This window comes from Klebsiella sp. C239 (assembly GCF_048822715.1).
Classification (GTDB): domain Bacteria; phylum Pseudomonadota; class Gammaproteobacteria; order Enterobacterales; family Enterobacteriaceae; genus Klebsiella; species Klebsiella quasipneumoniae.
Genome location: NZ_JBMEZK010000004.1, coordinates 166,081 through 190,994, shown reverse-complemented (window position 1 = coordinate 190,994; position 24,914 = coordinate 166,081). Strand labels below are relative to the sequence as shown.

At 60.6% G+C, this 24,914-nt stretch carries 22 protein-coding genes; 12 read left to right on the top strand and 10 right to left on the bottom strand.

The genetic code is table 11. From position 1 onward, the window contains the following. The first annotated feature begins 141 nt into the window (after window positions 1-141). The 6 genes from ACOI6Z_RS13195 to pcaC are packed head-to-tail and all read left to right on the top strand — an operon-like array spanning window position 142 to window position 5,206. Window positions 142-828 carry a 3-oxoacid CoA-transferase subunit A gene (locus ACOI6Z_RS13195; RefSeq protein WP_023289514.1) on the top strand — a complete coding sequence of 229 codons (687 nt, stop codon included), beginning with the start codon at window positions 142-144 and terminating at the stop codon, window positions 826-828. A 10-nt stretch (window positions 829-838) separates the two neighbouring features. Then, entirely contained in the window at window positions 839-1,495 is a 657-nt protein-coding gene (locus tag ACOI6Z_RS13190) for a 3-oxoacid CoA-transferase subunit B (RefSeq protein ID WP_023289515.1), read from the top strand. Window positions 1,496-1,505: 10 nt separating this feature from the next. Further along, window positions 1,506-2,708, top strand: coding sequence for a 3-oxoadipyl-CoA thiolase (gene pcaF, locus ACOI6Z_RS13185; RefSeq protein WP_065812470.1), 1,203 nt, complete (start codon window positions 1,506-1,508; stop codon window positions 2,706-2,708). A 9-nt stretch (window positions 2,709-2,717) separates the two neighbouring features. After that, a complete protein-coding gene (locus ACOI6Z_RS13180; protein WP_065812471.1) occupies window positions 2,718-4,070 on the top strand; it encodes a 3-carboxy-cis,cis-muconate cycloisomerase in 1,353 nt (450 codons plus the stop codon). Next, window positions 4,060-4,827: a 3-oxoadipate enol-lactonase gene (gene pcaD, locus ACOI6Z_RS13175; RefSeq protein ID WP_065812472.1), complete on the top strand. Its 768-nt coding sequence runs from the start codon at window positions 4,060-4,062 to the stop codon at window positions 4,825-4,827. Before ACOI6Z_RS13180 ends, pcaD begins: the two co-directional genes overlap by 11 nt. Further along, window positions 4,817-5,206 (top strand): 4-carboxymuconolactone decarboxylase, encoded by a 390-nt coding sequence (pcaC, locus tag ACOI6Z_RS13170; protein WP_023289519.1) that lies wholly within the window; start codon window positions 4,817-4,819, stop codon window positions 5,204-5,206. The genes pcaD and pcaC overlap by 11 nt, the downstream gene beginning before the upstream one ends. A gap of 596 nt (window positions 5,207-5,802) precedes the next feature. On the opposite strand, the gene fumA is transcribed toward pcaC, so the two are convergent. Beyond that, window positions 5,803-7,455: a class I fumarate hydratase FumA gene (gene fumA / locus ACOI6Z_RS13165; protein WP_023289520.1), complete on the bottom strand. Its 1,653-nt coding sequence runs from the start codon at window positions 7,453-7,455 to the stop codon at window positions 5,803-5,805. Window positions 7,456-7,508: 53 nt separating this feature from the next. Beyond that, complete coding sequence (locus ACOI6Z_RS13160; protein ID WP_049092623.1) at window positions 7,509-9,020, bottom strand: anion permease; 1,512 nt, start codon at window positions 9,018-9,020, stop codon at window positions 7,509-7,511. 642 nt (window positions 9,021-9,662) lie between these two features. On the opposite strand from ACOI6Z_RS13160, the gene ACOI6Z_RS13155 reads away from it, so the two are divergent. Both ACOI6Z_RS13155 and ACOI6Z_RS13150 read left to right on the top strand, forming a co-directional pair. Continuing rightward, on the top strand, window positions 9,663-12,440 hold the full coding sequence (locus ACOI6Z_RS13155) for a flavocytochrome c (RefSeq protein ID WP_065812473.1): 2,778 nt from the start codon (window positions 9,663-9,665) through the stop codon (window positions 12,438-12,440). Between the two features lie 65 nt (window positions 12,441-12,505). Next, window positions 12,506-13,456, top strand: a complete 951-nt coding sequence (locus tag ACOI6Z_RS13150) for an FAD:protein FMN transferase (protein WP_065812474.1) — start codon at window positions 12,506-12,508, stop codon at window positions 13,454-13,456. Here ACOI6Z_RS13150 and dcuR read toward each other — a convergent pair. Continuing rightward, window positions 13,437-14,156: a two-component system response regulator DcuR gene (gene dcuR, locus ACOI6Z_RS13145; protein WP_065812475.1), complete on the bottom strand. Its 720-nt coding sequence runs from the start codon at window positions 14,154-14,156 to the stop codon at window positions 13,437-13,439. The two genes, ACOI6Z_RS13150 and dcuR, sit on opposite strands and share 20 nt — an antisense overlap. Continuing rightward, the gene (locus ACOI6Z_RS13140) at window positions 14,153-15,769 is read right to left on the bottom strand and encodes a sensor histidine kinase (RefSeq protein WP_023289525.1); all 1,617 of its coding nucleotides are present in this window, start codon (window positions 15,767-15,769) and stop codon (window positions 14,153-14,155) included. Before ACOI6Z_RS13140 ends, dcuR begins: the two co-directional genes overlap by 4 nt. A 155-nt stretch (window positions 15,770-15,924) precedes the next feature. On the opposite strand from ACOI6Z_RS13140, the gene ACOI6Z_RS13135 reads away from it, so the two are divergent. The 4 genes from ACOI6Z_RS13135 to ACOI6Z_RS13120 all read left to right on the top strand — a co-directional run bounded on the left by ACOI6Z_RS13135 (window position 15,925) and on the right by ACOI6Z_RS13120 (window position 20,367). Next, entirely contained in the window at window positions 15,925-16,245 is a 321-nt protein-coding gene (locus tag ACOI6Z_RS13135) for a hypothetical protein (protein WP_032428815.1), read from the top strand. A gap of 199 nt (window positions 16,246-16,444) precedes the next feature. After that, window positions 16,445-17,365 carry an N-acetylmuramic acid 6-phosphate etherase gene (locus ACOI6Z_RS13130; protein ID WP_023289527.1) on the top strand — a complete coding sequence of 307 codons (921 nt, stop codon included), beginning with the start codon at window positions 16,445-16,447 and terminating at the stop codon, window positions 17,363-17,365. Window positions 17,366-17,672: 307 nt separating this feature from the next. Continuing rightward, on the top strand, window positions 17,673-19,283 hold the full coding sequence (gene mqo / locus ACOI6Z_RS13125) for a malate dehydrogenase (quinone) (RefSeq protein WP_256207319.1): 1,611 nt from the start codon (window positions 17,673-17,675) through the stop codon (window positions 19,281-19,283). A 157-nt stretch (window positions 19,284-19,440) separates the two neighbouring features. After that, entirely contained in the window at window positions 19,441-20,367 is a 927-nt protein-coding gene (locus tag ACOI6Z_RS13120) for a LysR substrate-binding domain-containing protein (RefSeq protein WP_048334894.1), read from the top strand. Here the strand turns inward: ACOI6Z_RS13120 and mdcH are convergent. From mdcH to mdcC, 6 genes are all read right to left on the bottom strand, one after another. After that, complete coding sequence (mdcH, locus tag ACOI6Z_RS13115) at window positions 20,357-21,259, bottom strand: malonate decarboxylase subunit epsilon (protein WP_152842589.1); 903 nt, start codon at window positions 21,257-21,259, stop codon at window positions 20,357-20,359. The genes ACOI6Z_RS13120 and mdcH overlap by 11 nt on opposite strands. After that, on the bottom strand, window positions 21,259-21,876 hold the full coding sequence (locus ACOI6Z_RS13110) for a malonate decarboxylase holo-ACP synthase (RefSeq protein WP_420687410.1): 618 nt from the start codon (window positions 21,874-21,876) through the stop codon (window positions 21,259-21,261). Before ACOI6Z_RS13110 ends, mdcH begins: the two co-directional genes overlap by 1 nt. A 3-nt stretch (window positions 21,877-21,879) precedes the next feature. Beyond that, window positions 21,880-22,839, bottom strand: a complete 960-nt coding sequence (locus ACOI6Z_RS13105; protein WP_064157582.1) for an AEC family transporter — start codon at window positions 22,837-22,839, stop codon at window positions 21,880-21,882. 136 nt (window positions 22,840-22,975) lie between these two features. Next, window positions 22,976-23,776 carry a biotin-independent malonate decarboxylase subunit gamma gene (gene mdcE / locus ACOI6Z_RS13100; protein ID WP_109547392.1) on the bottom strand — a complete coding sequence of 267 codons (801 nt, stop codon included), beginning with the start codon at window positions 23,774-23,776 and terminating at the stop codon, window positions 22,976-22,978. After that, window positions 23,776-24,609 carry a biotin-independent malonate decarboxylase subunit beta gene (locus tag ACOI6Z_RS13095; protein ID WP_032452728.1) on the bottom strand — a complete coding sequence of 278 codons (834 nt, stop codon included), beginning with the start codon at window positions 24,607-24,609 and terminating at the stop codon, window positions 23,776-23,778. Before ACOI6Z_RS13095 ends, mdcE begins: the two co-directional genes overlap by 1 nt. Beyond that, the gene (gene mdcC / locus ACOI6Z_RS13090) at window positions 24,602-24,901 is read right to left on the bottom strand and encodes a malonate decarboxylase acyl carrier protein (RefSeq protein ID WP_023289535.1); all 300 of its coding nucleotides are present in this window, start codon (window positions 24,899-24,901) and stop codon (window positions 24,602-24,604) included. The genes ACOI6Z_RS13095 and mdcC overlap by 8 nt, the downstream gene beginning before the upstream one ends. Window positions 24,902-24,914: the final 13 nt, after the last annotated feature.

Here is a 24,914-nt window from a genome sequence, read left to right as displayed (position 1 = left end):
CATTCTTTCGCTAAAGATAACCGATGTTCGATTATCGCACCATATTTCGATTATCGCCCTTGACCGACATCGTTAAGCGGGTCACATTTTGTGCGAACAACGAATAAAAGTGCGATTACCGCACATCAATGGAGCGACCTGATGATTGATAAAAGCGTATCGACGCTGAGCGAGGCCATCGCCGGGATCCACGACGGGGCGACTATTATGATCGGCGGCTTTGGTCCTGCCGGCCAGCCGACCTTTCTGATTGACGCCCTGATTGACCAGGGCGCCCGCGACCTGACCATCATTAACAACAACGCCGGCAACGGCGAAGTGGGGCTCGCGGCGCTGCTTAAGGCTGGCCGGGTGCGCAAAATGATCTGCTCCTTCCCGCGCCAGGTCGATTCCCAGATTTTCGATGACCTCTATCGCCGCGGCAAAGTGGAGCTGGAGCTGGTGCCGCAGGGCAACCTCGCGGCGCGGATCCAGGCCGCCGGCGCCGGGCTGGGCGCGGTGTTTACCCCCACCGGCTACGGCACGCCGCTGGCGGAAGGCAAGGAGACACGGGAAATCGACGGCCGCCACTATGTGCTGGAGTATCCGATCAAAGCCGATTTCGCGCTGATTAAAGCCCACCAGGGCGACCGCTGGGGCAACCTGGTGTATCGCAAAGCAGCGCGCAACTTTGGCCCGATTATGGCGACGGCGGCGAAAACCACCATCGTAGAAGTCTCGCAGCTGGTGTCGCTGGGCGACCTCGACCCGGAACACATCATCACCCCCGGCATTTTCGTCCAGCGCGTGTTCTCGCTGGAAAACCTGACTGCCGCACAACGCGCCTGAGGAGCCCGAGATGCAAAAACTGACCCGTGACGAAATGGCCCAGCGCGTGGCCCGCGATATCCCCGAAGGCGCTTACGTTAACCTCGGCATTGGCCTGCCGACCCGGATTGCCAACTACCTGCCTGCCGACAAAGAGGTGTTCCTGCACAGCGAGAACGGCCTGCTGGGCATGGGGCCGAAGCCGCAGCCCGGAGAAGAAGATCCCGAGCTGATCAATGCCGGTAAAGAGTACGTCACCCTCCTGCAGGGCGGCTGCTATTTCCACCATGGCGACTCCTTCGCCATGATGCGCGGCGGCCATCTCGATATCTGCGTGCTGGGGGCCTATCAGGTCTCCGCCAGCGGCGATCTCGCCAACTGGAGCACCGGCGCGCCGGACGCCATCCCGGCGGTCGGCGGGGCGATGGATCTGGCCATCGGCGCTCGCCAGGTGTTTGTGATGATGGACCATCTAACCCGCGACGGCGAGTGCAAGCTGGTGGAACAGTGCAGCTACCCGCTGACCGGCGTCGGCTGCGTGAGCCGGATCTATACCGACCTGGCGGTGATCGACATTACCGACCGCGGCCCGGTGGTGCGGGAAATCTTTAACGGTCTCTCTTTTGAAGAGCTGCAGCGCATCACTCCGGTGACGCTGACCTTTGAACAACTGGCGGAAAGCGCGTAAGGAACCTATGATGAATCAGGCATTTATCTGTGATGCGGTGCGTACACCCTTTGGCCGTTTTGGTGGTACCCTGGCGACGATGCGCGCTGACGATCTGGCGGCGCTACCGCTGAAAGCGCTGCTGGAGCGTAACCCGGGACTGGATCCTTCGCGCATTGACGATGTGATCTTTGGCTGCGCCAACCAGGCCGGGGAAGACAACCGCAACGTGGCGCGGATGGCGCTGCTGCTGGCCGGGCTGCCGGAGAGCGTGCCCGGCAGCACCATCAACCGCCTGTGCGGCTCCAGCCTCGATGCGATCGGCGTCGCGGCGCGGGCGATTAAAAGCGGGGAGACGCAGCTGATGATCGCCGGCGGCGTGGAGAGTATGTCCCGGGCGCCGTTTGTGATGGGTAAAGCGGAGAGCGCCTTTAGCCGCAGCATGCAGATGGAGGATACCACCATCGGCTGGCGCTTTATTAACCCGCAGATGAAAGCCCTGTACGGCGTGCATTCCATGCCGGAGACGGCGGAAAATGTCGCCGATGAGTTTGCCATTTCCCGCGCCGATCAGGATGCGTTCGCCTTACGCAGTCAACTGCGCACCGCCGCGGCCCAGGAGGCTGGGCATTTTGCCGATGAGCTGATCGCCGTCCAGGTGCCGCAGCGTAAAGGCGAGCCGCTGCGGTTTAGTCGCGATGAACACCCGCGCAGCACCTCGCTGGAGGCGCTGGCGAAACTGCGCGGCGTGGTGCGCGCCGACGGCAGTGTCACCGCCGGCAACGCCTCAGGCGTTAACGATGGCGCCTGCGCGCTGCTGCTGGCCAGCGAAACCGCGCTGGCGGCCAACGATCTTCAGCCGCTGGCCCGGGTGGTCGGCGTGGCGACGGCCGGGGTGGCGCCGCGCATTATGGGCTTTGGCCCGGCGCCGGCGGTGCGGAAGGTGCTGGCGCAGACCGGTCTGACGTTAGCCCAGATGGATGTGATCGAGCTGAATGAAGCCTTCGCCGCCCAGGCGCTGGCGGTGACCCGCGATTTGGGCTTACCGGACGATGCCGCCCATGTGAACCCCAACGGCGGGGCGATCGCCCAGGGGCATCCGCTCGGCGCCTCCGGCGGCCGCCTGGCGATGACCGCAGCTTACCAGCTGAAACGGACCGGCGGCCGCTACGCGCTGTGCACCATGTGCATCGGCGTCGGGCAGGGGATCGCCCTGATTATTGAACGTGTTTAAGGAGCCAGAATGAGTTTGTTGACCCCGATGCTGCGCAGCAGTCCGCTCACCGACTGGTTCAGCGACGCGCAGCGGGTGCAGGGCATGCTGGATTTTGAAGCGGCGCTGGCCCAGGCGCAGGCCGCCTGCGGGATGGTGCCGGCGGCGGCGGTCGGGCCGATTGTCGCGGCCTGCCGCCACGAGGCGATCGATTTTACCGCCCTGGGCGAGGCGGCTGTGGGGGCGGGTAATCTGGCGATCCCGCTGGTGAAACAGCTGACGGCCCAGGTAAAAGCGCGGGATCCAAACGCCGCGCGCTACGTTCACTGGGGCGCCACCAGTCAGGATGCTATCGACACCGGGCTGGTGCTCCAGCTGCGCGGGGCGCTGGATGCCGCCGAGCAACTGCTTGAGCGACTGTTGGCGGCCCTCGCCGGACAGGCCGACCGTCATTGCCACAGCGTGATGCCGGGCCGGACCTGGATGCAGCATGCGCTGCCAGTGACCTTTGGTCTGAAGCTGGCGGGCACTCTCGACGCGCTGCTGCGCTGGCAGCAGCGGCTGCGGGAGATGCGTCCGCGTCTGCTGGTGCTGCAGTTCGGCGGCGCCGCGGGGACCCTGGACGCGCTGAAAGCGCAAGGACCGGCGGTTAGCCAGGCGCTGGCGCAGAACCTCGGTCTGTCGCTGCCGGATACCCCGTGGCACAGCCAGCGCGATCGGCTGCTGGAGGCAGGCGCCTGGTTCGCTGGCGTCTGCGGCACCCTGGGGAAATTCGCTAACGACTTCTCCCTGCTGATGCAGACTGAAGTGGCTGAGGTGGGCGAGCCGGTAGCGGAAGGGCGCGGCGGCTCGTCGACGATGCCGCATAAGCGCAATCCGGTGGCCTGCGCGGCGATCCTGACCGCCGCCCAGCGCACCCCGGGTCTGATGGCCACCCTCTACGCCTGCCAGATTCAGCAGCACGAGCGGGCGCTGGGCGGCTGGCAGGCGGAGTGGGAGACCCTGCCGGAGCTGATTACCCTGGTGGGCGGGGCGCTGGCGCAAAGCGAGGCGCTGGTGCGCGACATGCAGGTCTTCCCGCAAAAGATGCGCGCCGACCTCGATATCACCCACGGGCTGATCATGGCTGAGGCGGTGACCCTGGCGCTGGCGGAATGCATCGGCAAAGCTGAGGCGCACCATCATATTGAGGCGCTGTGCCGTCAGGCGCTGGACCGCCACTGCCCGCTGGTCGATCTGCTCGCGGCAGACCCGCAGGTTAGTCAGTATCTCTCCCGCGAACGCTTAACCACGCTGCTGGACCCGGCAACGGCGACCGGCAGCGCCGAACGCTTTGTGCGCCAGGTGCTGGCGCGTTATCAGGAGCAACATGATGAATCTTGATTATCAACTCGACGGACCGGAAGGTGCGCCGGTTATCGTTCTCTCCAACTCGCTGGGTACCACCCGGGCGATGTGGCAGCCGCAGACAGAGGCGTTAACCGCCCATTTCCGGGTGCTGCGCTACGACACCCACGGCCACGGTAAAACGACGAAAAATGGCAAAGTGACCCTCGCCCAGCTGGGAGAAGATGTGATTGCGCTGCTCGATCATCTGAATATCGACCGCGCCTGGTTCTGCGGGATCTCGATGGGCGGTCTGACCGGTCTGTGGCTGGGCCGCTTCGCGCCAGAGCGTTTTTATGGTCTGGCCGTCGCGAACACCGCCGCGCGCATCGGCGATCAGGCCAGCTGGCTGTCGCGGGCGCGGGCGGTACGCCAGGAGGGAATGGCGGTGGTGGCCGCCGGGGCGGCGGATCGCTGGTTCACCCACGCGTTTCGCCAGAAGGCGCCGGAGGTGGTGGAGGCCCTGTGTCACCAGCTGACCCATACCGACGCCGAAGGCTATGCCGCCTGCTGTGAGGCGCTGGCCGCCGCCGACCTGCGGGGCGAAGTAGGGCAGATCCCGCTGCCGACGTTAATCATCGCCGGGGAAAGTGACCCTGTCACCACGGTCGGTGACGCTAATTTCCTGCAGCAGCAGATCCCCGCCTCCCAGGTGGTAGTTCTGCCGGCATCGCATCTGTCAAACATTGAGGCGGCGAAAAGCTTTACTTCAGAGCTGCTGAGCTTTTTCCAGGGAGAACGCCATGGAGGATAAACAGCGCTATCAGGACGGGTTGGCGGTGCGGCGCAAAGTACTGGGCGACGCCCACGTCGACCGTACGCTGCAGCATCTGACGCCGTTGAACGAAGAGTTTCAGGACTTTATCACCCGCTACGCCTGGGGTGAGACCTGGACCCGTCCGGGGCTCGACCACCACACCCGCAGTATGATCACCATTGCCATGCTGATTGCTCTCAATCGCGAGGCGGAGCTGAAGATGCATCTGCGCGCGTCGTTTAACAACGGGGTGACCCGCGATGAGCTGAAAGAGTTGATCATGCACTCTGCGCTGTACTGCGGACTGCCGGCGGCCAATGCCACGATGCATCTGGCGCAGCAGGTGTTTGACGACATTGACGCCGCGCAGGGTTGAGTCGTCGTCCAGGTCGGATTGCCCGGCAGTCGTTGTCGGCCGGGTAAGACGCAGCCGCCACCCGGCGAAATAACGGCGCAACCGGAAGTGTTCCTGTTCGCACTATGTTGGCAGGGTTACAACGTCTATGTTAACTCCGGGCAGATTGCGCTCCCGGTTGATCTTCTGCGTTATGTCACTCATGGCGCAGGGAGCGGCCAGTCGCCGCCGCCCCCTGTGCCCCCGTCTTCCGGGAACGTCTCAGCGATGTTGAGGCCGCCAGCACCGGCAGTTTCAGTCGCGCAAGTGGGTTAATTAACGGCTGGCTGCACGGCCCCTGTAGGCCGGGTAAGGCGTACGCCGCCACCCGGCGGAAATGCCGCTACGTTATCCTTATTTCTCACCCTCCTGCGGCGCGACGGCTGGGGCATCGTCCCGGTCGACCCGAGGGTCAGCATCAACCCGGGAAAGGGAATTATTGTTATTATTCAGCATCCAAGGGACGACTTGTCGTTGAGCATAGCCGGGCAGGAAGTGAATTCAAGCTGGCGCGGCGCGGGCATAAAAAAAGCCGTCACCTGAACGGCGACGGCCTGCTGTTAGCGCCAGAGGGGGCGTTAGCCGTGCTGTTTACAGCCGGCGCACTGCTTGTTCTGGATCTGCTGGAAGAAATCGTTGCCTTTATCATCGACGAGAATAAACGCCGGGAAATCTTCCACTTCGATTTTCCAGATCGCCTCCATCCCCAGTTCCGGATACGCCACGCACTCAAGGCTCTTGATGCTCTGTTGCGCCAGCACCGCCGCCGGGCCGCCGATGCTGCCGAGGTAGAAGCCGCCGTGTTTGTGGCAGGCGTCGGTGACCTGCTGGCTGCGGTTGCCTTTCGCCAGCATCACCATGCTCGCGCCATGGGACTGCAGCAGATCGACGTAAGAGTCCATGCGGCCTGCGGTGGTCGGGCCGAGGGAGCCGGAGGCGTAACCGGCAGGCGTTTTGGCCGGGCCGGCGTAGTAGATCGGGTGATCTTTCACGTACTGCGGCAGTTCCTCGCCATTATCGATAAGCTCTTTCAGCTTGGCGTGGGCGATATCGCGGGCGACGATAATAGTGCCGTTGAGACTCAGGCGGGTGGAAACCGGATGGGCGGACAGTTGCGCCAGGATCTCGCTCATCGGCTGATTCAGGTTGATGCTGACCACCTTGCCTTCGCCCTGCTGACGCAGATGTTCAGGGATATATTTTCCTGGATTGCTCTCCAGTTTCTCGATCCAGATACCGTCGCGGTTGATTTTGGCTTTGATGTTGCGGTCGGCGGAGCAGGAGACGCCCATGCCGATCGGACAGGAGGCGCCGTGGCGCGGCAGGCGGATCACCCGGATATCGTGGGCGAAGTATTTGCCGCCGAACTGCGCGCCGAGGCCGAGGTTTTGCGCTTCCTGCAGCAGTTCCTGCTCAAGCTGCACATCACGGAACGCCTGACCGTGCTCGTTGCCTTCGGTTGGCAGACCGTCGTAGTAGCGGGTGGAGGCCAGCTTGACGGTTTTCAGCGTCGCTTCCGCCGAGGTACCGCCGATGACAAAGGCGATATGGTACGGCGGGCAGGCCGCCGTGCCGAGGGTACGCATCTTCTCCACCAGATAGTTTTTCAGCTTCGCCGGGGTGATCAGCGCTTTGGTTTCCTGATAGAGATAGGTTTTATTGGCGGAACCGCCGCCTTTCGCCATGCACAGGAATTTATATTCGTCGCCGTCGACGCTGTAGAGATCGATCTGCGCCGGCAGGTTGGTGCCGGTGTTGACCTCTTTATACATATCCAGCGGGGCGTTCTGCGAGTAACGCAGGTTATCTTCGGTATAGGTGTTGTACACGCCCTGCGCCAGGGCGGCTTCGTCGCCGCCGCCGGTCCAGACGCGCTGGCCTTTTTTACCCATGATGATGGCGGTGCCGGTGTCCTGACAGGTGGGCAGGACGCCTTTGGCGGCGATTTCCGAGTTGCGCAGGAACTGCAGGGCGACATATTTATCGTTATCGCTGGCCTCCGGGTCGAGCAGAATCGACGCGACCTGCTGCTGATGAGAGACGCGCAGCATAAAGGCGGCGTCGTGGAAGGCCTGCTGCGCCAGCAGGGTCAGCGCCTGCGGTTCCACTTTCAGCACTTCCTGGCCGTCAAATTCGGCGACGGAGACGTGCGCTTTGCTGAGCAGATAGTATTCGGTATCGTCGTGCGCCAGCGGGAACGGATCCTGATAAACAAACGGTTTAGTCGACATAATCACTTACTCCATAAAGATAAAACCGCCGGGGTGGTCCCGGCGGTTATGAATCAGAACATCATGGACATCCACGGATAGCCAATCAGCAGCAGGGCGGCCAGGAAGATGGCGCCAAAGATGGTGCCGAGGCGCCAGTAATCTTTGGTCGGCAGATAGCCGCTGCCGTAGTAGATCGGGCTTGGGCCGGTACCGTACGGGGTGATGATCCCCATCACGCCCAGCGAGGTCACCATCAGCAGAACGAACACTTCCATATTCATCCCCGGGATGGTGGCGGCGATGGTCAGCATGGCCGGCAGCAGCGCGGTAGTGTGCGCGGTGGTGCTGGCAAACAGATAGTGCAGCAGGTAGAACGCCAGCAGCAGGACAATGGTCGCCATCCCCGGGGAGATACCGCTCATCAGCGCGCCGCCCTCTTTACCCAGCCAGGCGATAAAGCCGGTAGAGGAGAGGCCGTCGGCCAGCGCCACCAGGGTGGCGAACCAGACAAAGGTGTTCCACGCCGCTTTGTTGTTGGTGATATCGCTCCAGGAGAGCACGCCGGTCCACAGCATCAGCACGATAACCAGCAGGGCGGCCAGAGCCGGTTCAATCCAGTCGGCGGCGAAGATCCACATCATCAGCGCGAAGCAGACGAACACCAGCAGCAGGATCTCATTGCGCGACAGTTTGCCCAGTTTTTCCAGTTCACGAGCGGCCCACAGCGGCACTTCGTTATTGACTTTCACTTCCGGCGGGTAGAACCAGTAGGCCAGCAGCGGCATGGTCAGGATCAGCAGTACGCCAAGCGGCAGGAAGGCGATGAACCAGGTGCCCCAGGAAATGTTGATACCGACAATGCTTTTTACCAGCGCCAGCGCCAGCAGGTTCGGCGCCAGTGCCGACAGGAACATCGAGCTGGTGATACAGGCGGCAGTGATCGCTACCCACATCAGATAGGAACCGATTTTACGCGCGCTCGGATCGTTCGGTTTTGAACCGTACAGCGGCGGTAGGTTGGCGATAATCGGGTAGATGGTGCCCCCGCTGCGCGCGGTATTCGACGGCGTAAACGGCGCCAGCAGCAGATCCGCGAAGGTGATGGCGTAGCCCAGCGTCAGGCTGCGACGGCCGAGATATTTCACCAGAATCAGCGCCAGGCGGCGGCCGAACTGGGTTTTATCGTAGCCGGCGGCGAACATAAAGGCGCCGAAGATAAGCCACACGGTGGAGTTGCCGAAGCCGCTCACCGCCCACTTAAAGGAGGCGCCGGCCATTTTGAAGCCAGGTGCGGCCATCTGTTCCGGGCTGAACAGCAGCCACTGACTGCACAGGGCGATGACCACCACGCCGGTGATGCCGATAACGGCGCCAGGCAGTGGTTCAAAAATCAACCCGACGATCACCCCGACGAAGATAGCGAAGTAGTGCCAGGCGTACGGCGGTAGGCCGTCCGGGACCGGGACGAAGAGTAACAGCACGGCAACGATAATCGGCAGCGCCATCATCAGGAGACGTTTTTTATTCGCAGTCGTTGGATTGACTGCACCGGCAGGCGGTATGGTTGTCTTTTTCTCTTTCATAATGAGTATCTGCAAGTTGTTGAAAATAACGTTTACGCCAGCGATGCGCTCAGTGGTTTCTTTAATTACAAAAGTTTCTTTAGTTTTTATTTTGCGTTTCTGAGTATCGTTGGGGCGATTATTTAACGCGATTTGATGGGCGTTAAATTAAATTTATTGGTTATTTATATATTGCGCTTTCAATGGCCGTTGCAATTGATCAAGATCAAGAAAAGCAGGTGATTTCACTATTTTTTTATTATCAGTATAACCCTATGTGATGAGGTGTTATTTTGGCGAAAATATCGGTAAATGTTAAAATAAAAATAAGCAATTAATGCTAATTTTTTCCATGTGTTTCGTAAGTTGCTGAATAATAACTGCAATATGCGCGAGTTTGGTCGTTGTGAATGTTAACGTAAGTATCTGAAATGTTATCGTTCATTTGTATTATGTAAATGCTATTTATTATTTTAATAATACAATAGAGGTAGCGATGTTATTGCTGGGGTTAAATAGTTTTATAACTAACGTAATTGATTTAGTAACTAAAAAACCCGTTATATTATTGGCATGACAACAGGAATTAAAAAAACCACAACCATTAATGATTCCGTCACCCCATTCTGAATTTTTAATATTTTAAAATCTGGAGCGTAATTTATGACCAGTAACGAACGAATTCTGCAGCCATTTACTTTACCAAATGGTACGGAGCTGAAAAACCGTTTGCTCATGGCGCCGATGACCACCTGCACCGGTTATTTCGATGGGACTGTCACCAGCGAGCTGGTGGAGTACTATCGCGCTCGCGCCGGCAGCATCGGCACCATTATTGTCGAGTGCTGCTTTATTGATGACTACGGCCTGGCCTTCCCGGGTGCTATCGGTATCGATAACGATGAAAAAATCGCCGGCCTGGCGAAAATCGCCGATGCGATTAAAGCGGAAGGTTCGAAAGCGATTCTGCAGATCTATCACGGCGGCCGCATGGTCGACCCGCAGCTGATCGGCGGTCGCCAGCCGGTGGCGCCGAGCGCTATCGCCGCCCCGCGTGAGGGCGCCGCGATGCCGCGGGCGCTGAGCGGAGACGAAGTGGAAGGCATGATCGCCAAGTTTGGCGATGGGGTCCGTCGCGCTATCCTCGCCGGTTTCGACGGAGTCGAAATTCACGGGGCTAACACCTATCTCATTCAGCAGTTCTATTCGCCGAACTCCAACCAGCGCGACGATGAGTGGGGCGGTAGCCGCGACAATCGTGCTCGTTTCCCGCTGGCGGTGCTCGACATCACCCATAAAATGGCCCGCCAGTACGCTGACGATGCCTTTATCATCGGTTACCGCTTCTCGCCGGAAGAGATGGAGGTCCCGGGGATCCGCTTCGACGACACCATGTATCTGCTGGAAAAACTGGCCGGTCGCGGCGTCGATTATCTGCACTTCTCGGTGGGCGCGACTCTGCGTCCCTCTATCGTTGATACCTGCGACCCAACGCCGCTGATTGAGAAATACTGCGCCATGCGCTCTGACACTCTGGCTCAGGTGCCGGTGATGGGCGTCGGCGGGGTGGTTAACGTCGCCGATGCCGAGCTGGGCCTCGATCACGGCTATGACCTGATCGCCGTGGGCCGCGCCTGCATCGCCTATCCGGACTGGGCGGCTCGTATCGCCGCGGGTGAAGAGCTGGAGCTCTTTATCGACAGCACCCAGCGCGAGGCGCTGCACATTCCGGAACCGCTGTGGCGCTTCTCGCTGGTGGAAGCGATGATCCGCGACATGAGCATGGGCGACGCCAAATTTAAGCCGGGGATGTTTGTTGAAACCGTTCAGGATGACGCCAATGAGCTGGTGATCAACGTCAGCCTCGAAAATGACCATATCGCCGATATCGAACTGGCGGCGAGCCCGGTGCAGACCGTGGAGTTCACCACCAGCTTCGAAGAAATCCGCGAACGTATTCTGACCGCCAATACGCCGCACGTGGACGCTATTTCCGGGGCCACCAGCCAGAGCGAGGCGGTGAAAAAAGCGGTCGCCAAAGCGATGCTGAAATCGAGCAAAGCGCTGGCGGCGGAAGAGGGCGGCAATGACGCCGCGCCGAAAAGCTATGATGTGGTGGTGGTCGGCAGCGGCGGCGCCGGTCTGGCGGCCGCCATTCAGGCTCACGACGAAGGCGCCAGCGTGCTGATCGTCGAGAAAATGCCGACCATTGGCGGGAACACCATCAAGGCTTCCGCCGGGATGAACGCCGCGGAGACCCGCTTCCAGCGCGTGAAAGGCATTCAGGACAGCAAAGAGCTGTTCTATCAGGAAACCCTGAAAGGTGGGCACAATAAAAACAACCCGCAGCTGCTGCGCCGCTTCGTGGAGAATGCCCCGCAAGCCATTGAATGGCTGGCTGACCGCGGCATTATGCTCAACGATATCACCACCACCGGCGGGATGAGCATTGACCGCACCCACCGTCCGCGCGACGGGTCAGCGGTCGGCGGCTATCTGATTAGCGGCCTGGTGCGCAACATCACCAAACGCGGCATCGACGTCCTGCTGGATACCTCGGTGGAAGAGATCCTGATGAGCGGCGATGAAGTCAGCGGCGTGCGTCTGATCAACGACGAAAACGAGATCATTGAAGTCCAGAGCAAAAGCATTGTGGTGGCCACCGGCGGCTTCAGCGCCAACAGCGCGATGGTGGTGAAGTATCGTCCTGACCTCGAAGGGTTCGTCACCACCAACCACAAAGGGGCCACCGGGAGCGGTATCGCGCTGCTGGAGCGTATCGGCGCCGACACGGTGGATATGGGCGAAATTCAAATTCACCCGACCGTTGAACAGCAGACCTCCTATCTGATTTCCGAGTCGATTCGCGGCGGTGGGGCGATCCTCGTCAACCAGCAGGGTAACCGCTTCTTCAACGAAATGGAGACCCGCGATAAAGTCTCCGCGGCGATTATCGCCCTGCCGGAACACTATGCGTACATCGTCTTTGACGAACATGTACGGGCGAAAAACAAAGCCGCCGATGAGTACATCGCCAAAGGCTTCGTCACCAGCGCCAGCTCGCCGCGTGAACTGGCGGAGAAACTGGGGATGGATTACCATGCCTTCCTCGCCACCCTCGAGTGCTACAACGGGGCGGTGGAAAAACAGCATGATGAACAGTTTGGCCGTACCACCGCGCTGCGCGCGCCGATTAACGAAGGTCCGTTCCACGCCATTCGTATCGCCCCGGGGGTGCACCACACCATGGGCGGCGTGACCATTAACACCGATGGCGAAGTGCTGAACGTTGCCCGGCAGCCGATCCGCGGCGCCTACGCCGCCGGTGAGGTGGTTGGCGGGATCCACGGCGGCAACCGTATCGGGGGTAACGCGGTGGCGGATATCATCATCTTCGGCACCCTCGCGGGCCACCAGGCGGCGAAACGCGCCAGAGGATAACACGCCATTGTTGATGCCGGGCCGGCGCTGTCGCCGCCCGGCTTACCCCTACTAAGGAGAGCCCGATGTCTGATAACCGCGTCTATAGCTACTCCGCCGTTCTGATGGGTTCTCCCATCCTGCTCAAACTCTGCTCCCATGATGAGGCGCTGGCCTCCCGCGTATTTCAGTTAATCAAGCGCTACGAAGGTCTGCTTACCGTTAACCGCGCCGAGTCCCAGGTGATGGATATCAACCACGCCGCCGGACGTCACCCGGTGACCGTCAGCCGCCCGGTCTTTCAGCTCATTCAGTGCGCCAAAGCCGCCAGCATGGTGCGCGACAGCGCCTTTAACCTCGCGATTGGGCCGCTGGTGAAGCTGTGGCGGATTGGCTTTCAGGGACACAGCGTGCCTGACGCCGGCGAAATCAGGGCCCGGCTGGCGCTAACCCGCCCGCAGGAGGTGATCCTTGAGGAGGCAACCTGCAGCGTGTTTCTTCAGCAGCCGGGGATGGAGCTGGATCTTGGGGCGATCGCCAAAGGCTATATCGCTGACCGGGTGCGTGATTATCTGCGTCAGCAGCAGGTGGAAAGGGCGCTGATCAACCTCGGCGGCAATGTGCATACCCTCGGCGAATGGGCTATTGGCCTGAAAAAACCGTTTGCCGATGCGCAGGCGCTGATCGGCTCCCTGACGGTCAACGGACAGTCGGTAGTCACCTCGGGCACCTACGAACGTTATTTTGAGCAGGACGGCAAGCGCTGGCACCATATTCTCGACCCGCGCAGCGGTTACCCGCTGGACAACGAACTCGACAGCGTCACGGTGATTTCCAGCGATTCTTTAGACGGCGATATCTGGACCACGCTGCTGTTCGGCCTCGGCGTCGAGAAAGGCTGCGCAGCGTTGCGTCAGCGGCAGGATATCGACGCGATTTTCGTCACCAAAAATCGCGACATTATACTGTCATCGCCGCAGCGCTTGCGCTTTGCGTCGCTGGACAGCGGCTACCGTGTTACTGACTGTACTGCTTAAGCAAACTGTACTGTTCGGCCACCAGGCGGTAGCGATATACCGGCCGCCCGGTGGCGCCGTAGTGAATAGTGGTATAGAGAATATTGATCTGCGCCAGCCAGATCAGATATTTGCGGCAGGAAACGCGGGAGATATTCACCGCCGCCGCCAGCTCATCGGTAGAGAATTCAACGTCCGGGTGAGCGTCAATCCACTGGCACAGGGTGCGCAGGGTTTGCGCGGTGAGCCCCTTGGGCAGCTTGCGCACGTCGCTGGCCTCCGGCGCGCCGCCGTGCAGCAGGCGGTCAACGTCGGCCTGCTCGTAATAGGGTTGGCCGGTTATCAGCTTGCGCTTCTCCCGCCAGGTGGTGAGCGCCTCTTCAAAACGGGGAAACTGGAAAGGTTTAATCAGGTAATCGACCACTCCGTAATGCATGGCGGTCTGCACCGTGGCGGCATCCGCCGCCGAGGTGATCATGATGACGTCGATGGCGCGCCCCGATTTACGGATAGTCGGCAGCAGATCGAGCCCGCTGTCCTGCTGCATATAGACATCCAGCAGCACCAGATCGATCTCCAGCTGCGGATCGTTAATCATCTCCCGGGCTTGACTGAGCGTCGAGGCGCTCCCGCTGCAACGAAAGCCGGGAACCCTTGCCACGTACAGGCGATTCAGTTCGGCCACCATGGCATCATCGTCAACAATCAACACATTTATCACGCACGTTTCCTTTTACTATCCCAGGGGAGATGAACAAAAAATTGGGTAAATACGCCGGGTTCCGACTCGACGGCGAGAGTGCCGCCCAGCTCGCGTAATTGCTGGTTGGCGAGAAACAGCCCGACGCCGCGATTCTCGCCTTTGGTGGAGAAGCCTTTGTTAAAGATAGCGTCGATGTTGTTTTCCGGGATCCCCGGCCCGTCGTCGCTCACTTCACCGCTTAGCCAGCCGTCCTGATAGTGCAGCAGCAGGCCGATTTCGCCCTCCGCCTGACCGCTCATGGCGTCCAGCGCGTTCTCGATAAGGTTGCCCAGCACCGTCACCAGCACGGTGACCTGCTTCTCATTCGGGCAATCCGGCACCAGGCTCTCTTCCGCCAGCTTAAGGGTAAAGCCGCACTCGGTGGCGCGCTGCATTTTACTTATCAGAAAGCCAGCCACCACCGGGGATTTAATGCGGTGCTGAATATCGCCGATGTCCGCCTGGTAGCGGTGGGCGGTCTGCAGCACGTACTCCTCGAGTTTGCCATAGCTTTTCATATTCAGCAGGCCGAGGATCACGTGCAGTTTGTTCATAAACTCATGTGAGGTGGTGCGCAGGGCATCCACATAGCTCATCATGCCGTCCAGCCGCTGCAGCAGCTGGCTGACTTCGGTCTTATCGCGGAAGGTACAGATGGCGCCGACCACCGCCTCCTGGCTGCGGATAGGCACCGTGTTGCTGATGAGCAACAGGCCATTGCACCCCAGCTCGCGGTCGTACATCGGCTCGCCGCTGTGCAAAACCGTCTGCAGGTCGGCCAGCAGCGGGGTATGCGCGAGGGTCTTGTCCGGCCCGGAAAAGAGTATCTCGCGCGCCGCCGGGTTGATCAGGTTAACCTCACCATGGGCATCGACCGCCACCACCCCCTCCTTGAGGGCGTGAAGCATGGCCTGACGCTGCTGAAACTGAGTGGAGATTTCGTGCGGCTCCAGCCCCAGCAGGACGCGCTTCAGGCCGCGCACCAGGCTCCAGGTGCCGATGGCGCAGACCAGCGCGCTGAACAGGATGGTCAGCAGCACGTCCCAGCGGCTGTTGGCGATCTGCTCGTCCACTTTACTCAGCGAAATGCCGACCACTACCACGCCAATCTGCTGATGCTGGTCGTTGAACACCGGGGTAAATACTCGCAGCGCCGGGGCCAGCACCCCGTGGTTAATGGCCACGTTCTCTTTTCCCTGCAGCGTCGGCTGGATATCGTGGCCGATGAAGGGTTTGCCAATAATTGAGCTGTCCGGATGCGAATAGCGAATACCGTGCATATCGGTGACGATAGCGTACAGCAGGTCGTTGCGCCGGGTGATGGCCTGCGCCAGCGGCTGAATAATCTGCTGCTGCGGCGGCGCCGCCAGTCCGCGCTTCACCTGCGGCATATCAGCCATGGTGCGCGCCACCGCCAGCGCGGTCTCTTTCAGGCCGTCGCGGGTGGCATTGCTGATCTGCATATACCACAGGGCATAGACCAGCAGCAGCACGGCGCCGATCACGCTGCCAATCATCAAGGAGACGGCGGTGCTCAGCTTTAGCGGTAAGGCGCGTTGACGAACGCGAGGCGGGTGCTCTGATGCCTTCATGACGATCCCGGATAGATTCAGTGAACGATTATTATCGCTGATAGCGCGGCATTCATAAAGCCGTGTAATCAAAGCAAAAGGCCGCTTTTGCTACGGTAGCCTCGGCCCGTCCACGATAAACTGTCGCTTTTCGCCACAGGCTTAAGGCAGACATGATGGAACTGGCATCTCTGGTCCGGGATATCCTCCGGCAACAGCACGTTGAACGACTGACGCAGCATCGTGAACAGGACCGTGAAGCGGAAGCAGAGTGGGAGATCGCGCGCTGGCGGCATCGCAGCGGGGTGGTGATCCAGCACCGCTACGAGCTCGAGCTTCCGCAACAGGATGCCGCCTCCTGCCCGGAGTGCTGGATCGACTGGCAGGTTATCGATAGCGCCGGCCTGGAGGTGAAGCCAATGCGCAAACAATTTTATAACCTCTGTCAGCAATCCTTCTGGCTGGCCATGCAGGCGGAAGGTGAAGATAAGACCTGATACAGGATTGCTCAGATAATCGGCAATTGCCCGTGAACGGGCGATCGGGACGGTAAACTGTGACCCCGACGGCGGTAAAGCGCGGAAGATTCCCCTTATAGTGGCGACAGAGGTTAAATAGTCCTGATGAATATAAGGATATGCATCAGGCCGCTGATTTCGCCGAGATGCGCTTTTTCTGTCGTAAATGGAGGTTGTTATGAGCAGTTCGCTAACCGCGTCAATGCAGGCACGTCGTCACCCGGATACCACCCACATCGATCGCCTCGCCACCGCCGACATGCTGGCGATGCTGCATCAGGATGATAAGCAGATATCGGAGGCGGTCGGCGCCTGTCTGCCGGATATCGCCCGGTTGATTGATATCGCCACCGCGACAATGAGCCGGGGAGGGCGTCTGGTCATTATCGGCGCCGGGGAATCAGGCCGCACGGCAGTCCAGGCGGTCAGCGACTACTCTCCGGAAGGCAAACATGCGCTGGTGGGGCTAATTGCCGGTGGCCAGACGGCGGCGATGGCCGAGCGGGAGACGGCGGCGAATAATTACGATCTTGGCGCCTTCGAGCTGCAGTCGCTGGACTTTTCCAGCCACGATATGCTGCTGGCGCTGACCGTTAGCGGCAAGACCCCGTGGGTCTGGGGGGCGATGCGCCACGCCTGGTCGCTGGGGGCCCCGATCGCGGTGGTGACCCAGCAGGCGGCCAGCGAGGCGGCGCAGCTGGCGGATATTGTTATTGCTCCGCAGACCGGGCCGGAAGCGGTGGCGGGTTTGACCAATCCGAAGGCCCGGCTGGCCCAGCGGCAGATCCTTAACATGGTGTCGACGGGCCTCGCTATCCGTGACGGCCGGGTGTACAGCAACCTGCGGGTGGATCTGCAGGCTGACACTCCGCACTGGGCGGAGCGGCAGGTGGCGATTGTCATGGCGGCCACCGACTGCACGCGCAGCGAAGCAAAAGCCGCGCTGACCAGCTGCCACCACCATTGCCGCACCGCGATCCTGATGCTGCTCAGCGGGCTGGACGCCTGGCACGCGCGGGAGCTGCTGACCAAACATCACGATCATCTGCGTCTTGCCCTGCGCGAAGCCCAGCGCAGCGCTGTCACTCCCGCCCATTAAGCCTGTCGCCAGGCGCGCACCAACGGTGTGCGCGTCTGGACTTTATTAACTAAAGAAACCCCTCTTTTCTATTTTCCCCGGCAATCGCGCTGAATTTTCAGCGATAATTTTACGGCGGCTCTTATTTTTTTCACCGCTCTGATTTTTTAAGTTAAATAATTATTTGATTAAAAATGCGAGAGTGTAAATGATATTTTAAAATAAAGTAAAAGTGCGTTAATATGCTGCCTCTTATTACCGTGTGCTACGTGATAATTCTATTATGCCTGCAATGAAAAAAACGATTATTTCCTTTACCGCATTAGCGATGTTCGTCAGCGCGGCGACGCATGCTGAAGCGGATACCTCTAAAAAAACTGACTTCCTGCTGATTGGCGGCGGGATCATGAGCGCCTCGCTTGGCACCTGGCTGCAGGCGCTGCAGCCGGACTGGGACCTGACGATGGTGGAGAAACTGGACGGCGTGGCCCTGGAATCTTCCAACGGCTGGAATAACGCCGGTACCGGTCACTCGGCGAATATGGAGTTGAACTATACGCCGGAGCGGGCCGACGGATCGATTGACGTCAGCAAAGCGCTGGATATTAACGAACAGTTTATGATCTCCCGTCAGTTCTGGTCGGCACAGGTGAAGCGCGGTATTTTGCACGATCCGCACTCCTTTATTAATTCCACGCCGCATATGAGTTTCGTCTGGGGCGATAATGTCGACTATCTACAGAAGCGTTATACCGCGCTGCAGCAGACCACCTTATTCCAGGGGATGAAATTCTCCACCGACCACGCGCAAATTAAACAGTGGGCGCCGCTGGTGATGGAAGGCCGCGATCCGCAGCAGAAAGTCGCTGCCACCTGGACGCCGGTAGGTACCGACGTTAACTATGGCGAAATCACCCGGCAGCTGATCGGCAGCCTGAAGAAAAACAGCCATTTCACCCTGCAAACCTCCTCTGAGGTCACCGATTTCAAACGCAATGCCGATAACTCCTGGCACGTGACCATTAAGAACGTGCAGAGCGGGGAAGCGCAGACTATTGACGCGAAATACGTCTTTATCGGCGCCGGCGGCGGCGCGCTGAAGCTGCTGCAGAAAACCGGTATTCCGGAAGCGGACAACTATGCTGGCTTCCCGGTGGGCGGTTCGTTCCTGATGACCGAGAACCCGGCGGTCACCGCGCAGCACCTCGAGAAAGTGTATGGCCAGGCTTCGGTCGGCGCGCCGCCGATGTCGGTACCGCACCTTGACGCCCGCTACCTGGATGGCAAGCGCGTGGTGCTGTTTGGGCCGTTCGCCACCTTCTCGACCAAGTTCCTGAAAAACGGTTCCTTCTTCGACCTGTTGAGCACCACCACCACTGACAACGTGCTGCCGATGACCCACGTCGGACTCGATAACTTCGACCTGGTGAAATATCTCGTCAGCCAGGTGATGCTCAGCGATAATGACCGCTTCGCCGCGCTGAAAGAGTACTACCCGGACGCGCGTAAAGAGGACTGGAAGCTGATCCAGGCCGGCCAGCGCGTGCAGATCATTAAGAAAGACGCAGAGAAGGGCGGCGTGCTGAAACTGGGCACCGAAGTGGTGGTCGATCAGCAGAAAACCATTTCCGCGCTGCTCGGCGCGTCGCCGGGGGCTTCCACCGCCGCGCCGATCACCCTCAATGTGCTCAAGCAGATGTTCCCGACGCAGTTTAACTCGCCGGAGTGGCAGACCCGTATCCACCAGATCGTGCCGAGCTACGGTCAGAAGCTGAACGGTAACGTGGCGCTGACCCAGCAGGTTTGGGATGATACCGCCGCGACCCTGCAGCTGACGAAACCGCCGGTGATCCAGATGCCAGCGGCTGCGCCCACCGCGACCGCGAAGCCGGCGGAGCCGCAGCGCGACGCCTCGCCGCAGCACGATATGGCGCTGTAAAAGCAAACTCGATAGAGAACAAAAGGGAAGACCACGGTCTTCCCTTTTTTGCGTTCCTTGCCGGCCTAAGCCGCTCTCTGCCTGCAACTTTGCCGTCATAAACGATATACTGATTTGAATTGAAAAAAGAAAAGCAAATCAGGAGCGTGGAAGGGCTATGCAAGACGATATCAACCAGGAGATCACCTTCCGCAAGCTGTCGGTCTTTATGATGTTTATGGCGAAGGGCAATATCGCCAGAACCGCCGAAGCGATGAAGCTTAGCAGCGTCAGCGTTCACCGCGCGCTGCATACCCTGGAAGAGGGGGTGGGCTGCCCGCTGTTTGTCCATAAAGGGCGCAATCTGCTGCCGCTGCAGGCGGCGTGGACGCTGCTGGAATATTGTCAGGATGTGATGAGTCTGATGAGCCGCGGCCTTGAGGCGACGCGCAAAGTCGCCGGCGTCGGCCAGGGGCGGCTGCGCATCGGCACCCTCTATTCCCTGACCCTGGAAACCGTCCCGCGCATTATCATGGGTATGAAGCTGCGTCGCCCGGAGCTGGAGCTGGATCTCACCATGGGCTCTAACCAGATGCTGCTGGATATGCTGGAAGACGACGCCCTCGACGCTATCCTGATCGCCACCAATGAAGGGGAGTTCAACAATACCTCTTTCGACGTGGTGCCGCTGTTTGAGGACGATATCTTTCTCGCCGCCCCGGCGACGGCGCAGCTGGATAGCACACAGCTTGCTGACCTGCGCGATTACGCCGACCGGAAATTCGTCTCGCTGGCGGAGGGGTTCGCCACCTATGCCGGGTTCCGGGAAGCGTTTCATATCGCTGGCTTCGAGCCGACGATCGTCACCCGGGTGAATGACATCTTTTCGATGATTAGCCTGGTGCAGGCGGGCGTCGGGTTTGCGCTGCTGCCGGGGCGGATGAAAAAAGTCTATGAAAAAGATGTACAGCTGTTAAAGCTGGCGGAACCGTACCAGATGCGCCAGCTGATCTCGATTGTCTATTCACACCATCGCGAACGCGATGCCGACCTGCTGGCGCTGGCGGCGGAAGGGAGAATGTACGCCCGGAGCCTTAATCGCTAAGCCGCTGCGCCAGATGGCGGGCGACGTCCACGCCGCTGCGTTCCAGCGAAAGGGTCTCTCCGCGCCAGCCCGCCTGGCGGGTCAGGCAGGTCAATACCCCGCCGGGGGGCATCTCAATGGCTAAGCGCGCGTCGCGCTCATCGGCGGCGATCATCGCCTCCTGCCAGTGGACGGTGCGCGCCATGTTCATCGCCAGATCGTCGGCGATCCGCTGCGGATCCCACAGCACGCGCGCCGTCGAGCCGCTTAAATAGGCGCACTGCGGGCGCGTTAAGGCAACGTCGGCAAAGGCTGTTGCCAGCGCGGCGGCGGGTTTATCCAGCAGCGCGCAGTGCGACGGGACGCTGACCGCCAGCCGCTGCGCCTTACTGGCGCCCGCCTGCAGCGCCAGCTGCGCCACCTCGGCCATGGCTTCATCGCGTCCGGCGATCACGATCTGCGTTTCGGCGTTCAGGTTGGCAAGATAGACCTCGTGGCCCTGCATCAGCGCCTCAACCCGCGGGCGGGTCAGGCCCATGATCGCCGTCAGCCCGTAACCTTCGGGATAGGCCTGCTCCATAAGATCGCCGCGCAGGGCCACCAGGCGCAGCGCGCTGGCGAAATCGAGCGCGCCGGCAATCACCGCTGCGGGAAAGGCGCCGATGGACAGGCCGCTGACAATCTGCGGATTGACGCCCTGGCGCTGTAGCTCGCGCGCCCAGGCTACCCCGGCGATCAGCAGGCAGAGCTGGACCGCACGGGTATGTTTTAGCGATCCGGCGCTATCGAGGGCCTCGACTTCATTCCCCAGCACGGCGCGCGCCTGGCTGAGGATCGCTTCGCGGTCGGGGATAGCCGCCAGCATGCCGGGACGCTGGGCACCCTGTCCGGGAAAAGTAAACAAAATCTTCATCATTCCTCCCTGCGCCACGGCGCAGCGGTTAAGCGCGCGCCGCGGGACGTTTTCAGCAGCGCTCGCCCATCGCGGAGCCACTCATTGAGGGCGAAGGCGCCGTATGGCGTTTCGACCTGGGTATCGGCGCGGCACGGGAGCTGGGCCACCCGGGACTGCCATTCCAGCAGCGCCTCGCGGGCCAGCGGCTGCGGGGCGCGGATCAGTAGATCCAGATCGCTTGCCGCATGGAGTACCGGGATTTCGGTCGCCAGCGCGTAGCCGGTGCTGCCGGTGACGCCCCAGCGCCAGGGCCAGTCGCCCAGCGTCAGGGCGATGGCCGCCTGGACCGGCGGCTGCGAAACAAAAGGGGAGCCCAGCAGGCGCTCGCGCTCCACCAGCATCTCCGGGGTGACGCTGCGCACGATATTGTGCGCCTGTACCCAGCCGGCGGCGCGCTGTTCGCGTTTCATGCCCCGCACCCCAACCGGGATGCGGGCCTGACCGTCAACATCGCGCCTCACCACCACCGGCAGCGCGGCTCGCCACTGCTGAGCCACCCACGGCTCGACAACATCTTCCAGGGCGCTGGCGTGGTTTAACCACACTAAATCGTGGGGACGCGGTGTTGATGGCATGGTTTACAGTCCTGAAGTCAAAGAGATAAATAGCGGTAGCGACAGGATACACAGAACCGAGCTCAACAGCAGCACGGCTTCAGCATCCGGGGACTGCACGCCGAAGCGGTTGCCGAAGACCACGCCGAAGAAGCCGGCGGCCAGGGCAATCATCAGGATCGCGGTAATGGCGATAGAGCCGTGCAGACCCAGAAGCATCACCAGACCCCAGGCAATAAACGGCTGCACCAGCAGTTTCACGATGGTGGAGGTGGCGATCAGCGCATTGAGCTGCAGTTTACGCGCCGAGAGGATCACCCCGGTGAGGAACAGCGCCGCGGCGGTGGCGGCCAGGCCCAGCGGTTTGATGGCGGCCAGCAGCAGGTCCGGCATTTTAATGCCGATAGCGGAAAGCACCACCCCGAGCAGCGGGCCCCAGACGATCGGCTTTTTCACCGAACGCCACATCAGCACCGGCAGCATCGCCAGCGTAGAACCGGTGGTTTCCCCCGCGGCGCGGGCTTTTTCACGTTCCAGAATCAGCAGGCAGAAGGGGGTCATCAGTACCGAACCGCAGGCGATAGAGACCGCCACCGACAGCGAAGTCGATGCGCCTTCGCCGAGCACGCTGCCAAGGATCGGCAGGCCCAGCGCGGCATAGTTCGGCAGGGCGACGGTGAGGGTCAGCACCGCGGCATCCTGCGGGGTGCGTTTGAAGACGCTGGTGGCGAGGAAGTAAATCCCGGCGTAGGTGATCCACATCGCGCCAGTGAGCGCCAGCACCAGCGGTGACTGGGCGACGATACCGGCCCACGGCGTTTGTACCGTGGCGCTGAACAGCGTAGCGGGTAAGGCAAAGTCCATTACAAAGATATTGAGCAGGGAGACATTTTTGTTATCTACCATCCCGGCCTTACCGGCCCAGAAGCCCAGCAGCATAATGACGAAAATCGGGGCAAGAGCATGAATAATCACATAAGTCATAAATCACCTGTAAATAAAATAGAGTACTGGCGCGATTGTTATTTTTTCTAAAAGCCGTCCCTACCCGGCGCGGTTATGACGCGCTCCGGGGGACGGCTTCCGGCAGGTTTTCTTCTACTACTTACGTACGAACGTGCTACCAGCTGGCGCGCATCAGGTCGCGGACCCGCTGCGAGCTGCGGCGGTTTTCCGCACCCAGGCGGCACTTCAGCGAGGGATCCTGGCGCGCGTCAGCGATGGCGTCGCGCAGGGTGTGGCTGACCAGCGCCAGATCGTGGTCGTCAGGGGCGTCCGGATGGCTGATGTCAAGCAGAGCGGAGAGCAGGCCGAGCGTGGCGTAGTTGCTGACGTCATAGGCCATCGGCGGGATGGTCGCCGCCAGTTTCTCCAGTGCCTCCACGCTGCGCAGGGTAATGCGCGCGGCCGACGCTTTACCCATCGCGTGAACCAGTACGCCGCTGTCGTTAAAGGCGATCAGACGGTTGGCCTGGTAGCCGTGGGCCAGAAACGCCCCGGACATCGCTTTGCCGACGATCAGGCCAATCACCGGGTGGCCGGCCAGACGGGCTTTGGCGTAGGCGCCTGCCGCTCCGGCCAGCGCCTGGTGAATACCAAAGGCTTCTTCGCGACGGCCATAGGCCTGGCTGGGGACATCGATAACCGCGATAATCGGGCGCTTTACCGTTTTATCGGCATCGGCGTCGAGGGTTTCATTGACCACTTTCGCCAGCGTCCAGCCTTCCAGCAGACCGACTTCGCCACCGGCGGCGCGCGGGTAGTGGTTATTGGCGTCAGGCACTACGGCGATAAAACGCACCTTTTCGCCATCAATCTGGCCGTCTGCCACCTGCACGGAAGGGCACAGACCACTCATCAGCGGCGCGTCGGGCGCCAGTTTATTCAGCCACAGCGCGGCGCGGTTTGGGAACTGACTCATTATTTTTCCTCCCGGGCAAAAAGCTGTTTAATCTGCGCGGTATCCGCCTGCTGGCGGGTGTCGAACTGGCTTAAACGGCGCAGATAGTCGTCATAATTGTCGCTGCGGTGCTGCGCCGGTACGCCTTTGGCGATCGCTTCGTTCATCGCGGTTTTGACGGCCTTGACGCCATCGTTAACCAGCGCGTCGACCAGGCCGCTGGCGGCGCGAATTTCGCCGCCGGTCATGCTCCAGATAAACGGCCGGTTACGCGAGTCGTACTCTTCAATGCCGGCTTCCTGCTCGATAACCTGCGGGCCGTTGAGGCCGAGACGGGCTTCTCGGGTGACGATGAGATAGCTGCACAGCGCGGCGGCGATGGACATGCCGCCGAAGCAGCCGACGGTGCCAGCGATGATGCCGACTACCGGGGTGTAGCGGCGCAGATCGACAATCGCGGCGTGAATATCGGCGATGGCGGCCAGGCCAAGGTTGGCCTCCTGTAGCCGGACGCCGCCGGTTTCCAGGCACAGGACCGCCTGCGTCGGAATACCGTTGCGGTTATCCTCCGCCGCCAGCTCCAGCGCGGCGGCCATTTTGGCGCCGGAGACTTCGCCCATACTGCCGCCCTGGAAGGTGCCTTCGATGGCAATCACCACCGCCGGCTGGCCGTTGATAGTGCCTTTGGCGACCACCATACCGTCGTCGGACTGTGGGACAATGCCCTGCGCGCCGAGCCACGGCGACATAATGCCGTCAAACGGATCCAGCAGTTCGCGGTAGCTGCCGTCGTCCAGCAGTGCGTGGGCGCGTTCGCGAGCGCGCAGTTCGATAAAGCTGCGATCGTTACGCATGAGCGGCCTCCTCAAAGACTTGTTCGATACGAATACGGGCGACGCCCGGCGTGGCGCCGAAGTCGTGAATAACCAACTGCCCGGCGGGCAGGCCGTTGATCAGGCTCAGCCGGTCGAACAGCGCCTGCCAGCGCGCCTGGCTGTTATCCACCGAGGTGGTAATTTGCACGCTGAGCGTATCGCTTCCGGCGGCGGTATAGAGCACTTCCATATCGCCTGAACCTACAACCCCTGCCAGCGCTCGGCCGCGGAGGGCGCGGCTGGCAGGAAATGACAATGTAATCTGTTCCATAACATCCTCTGAA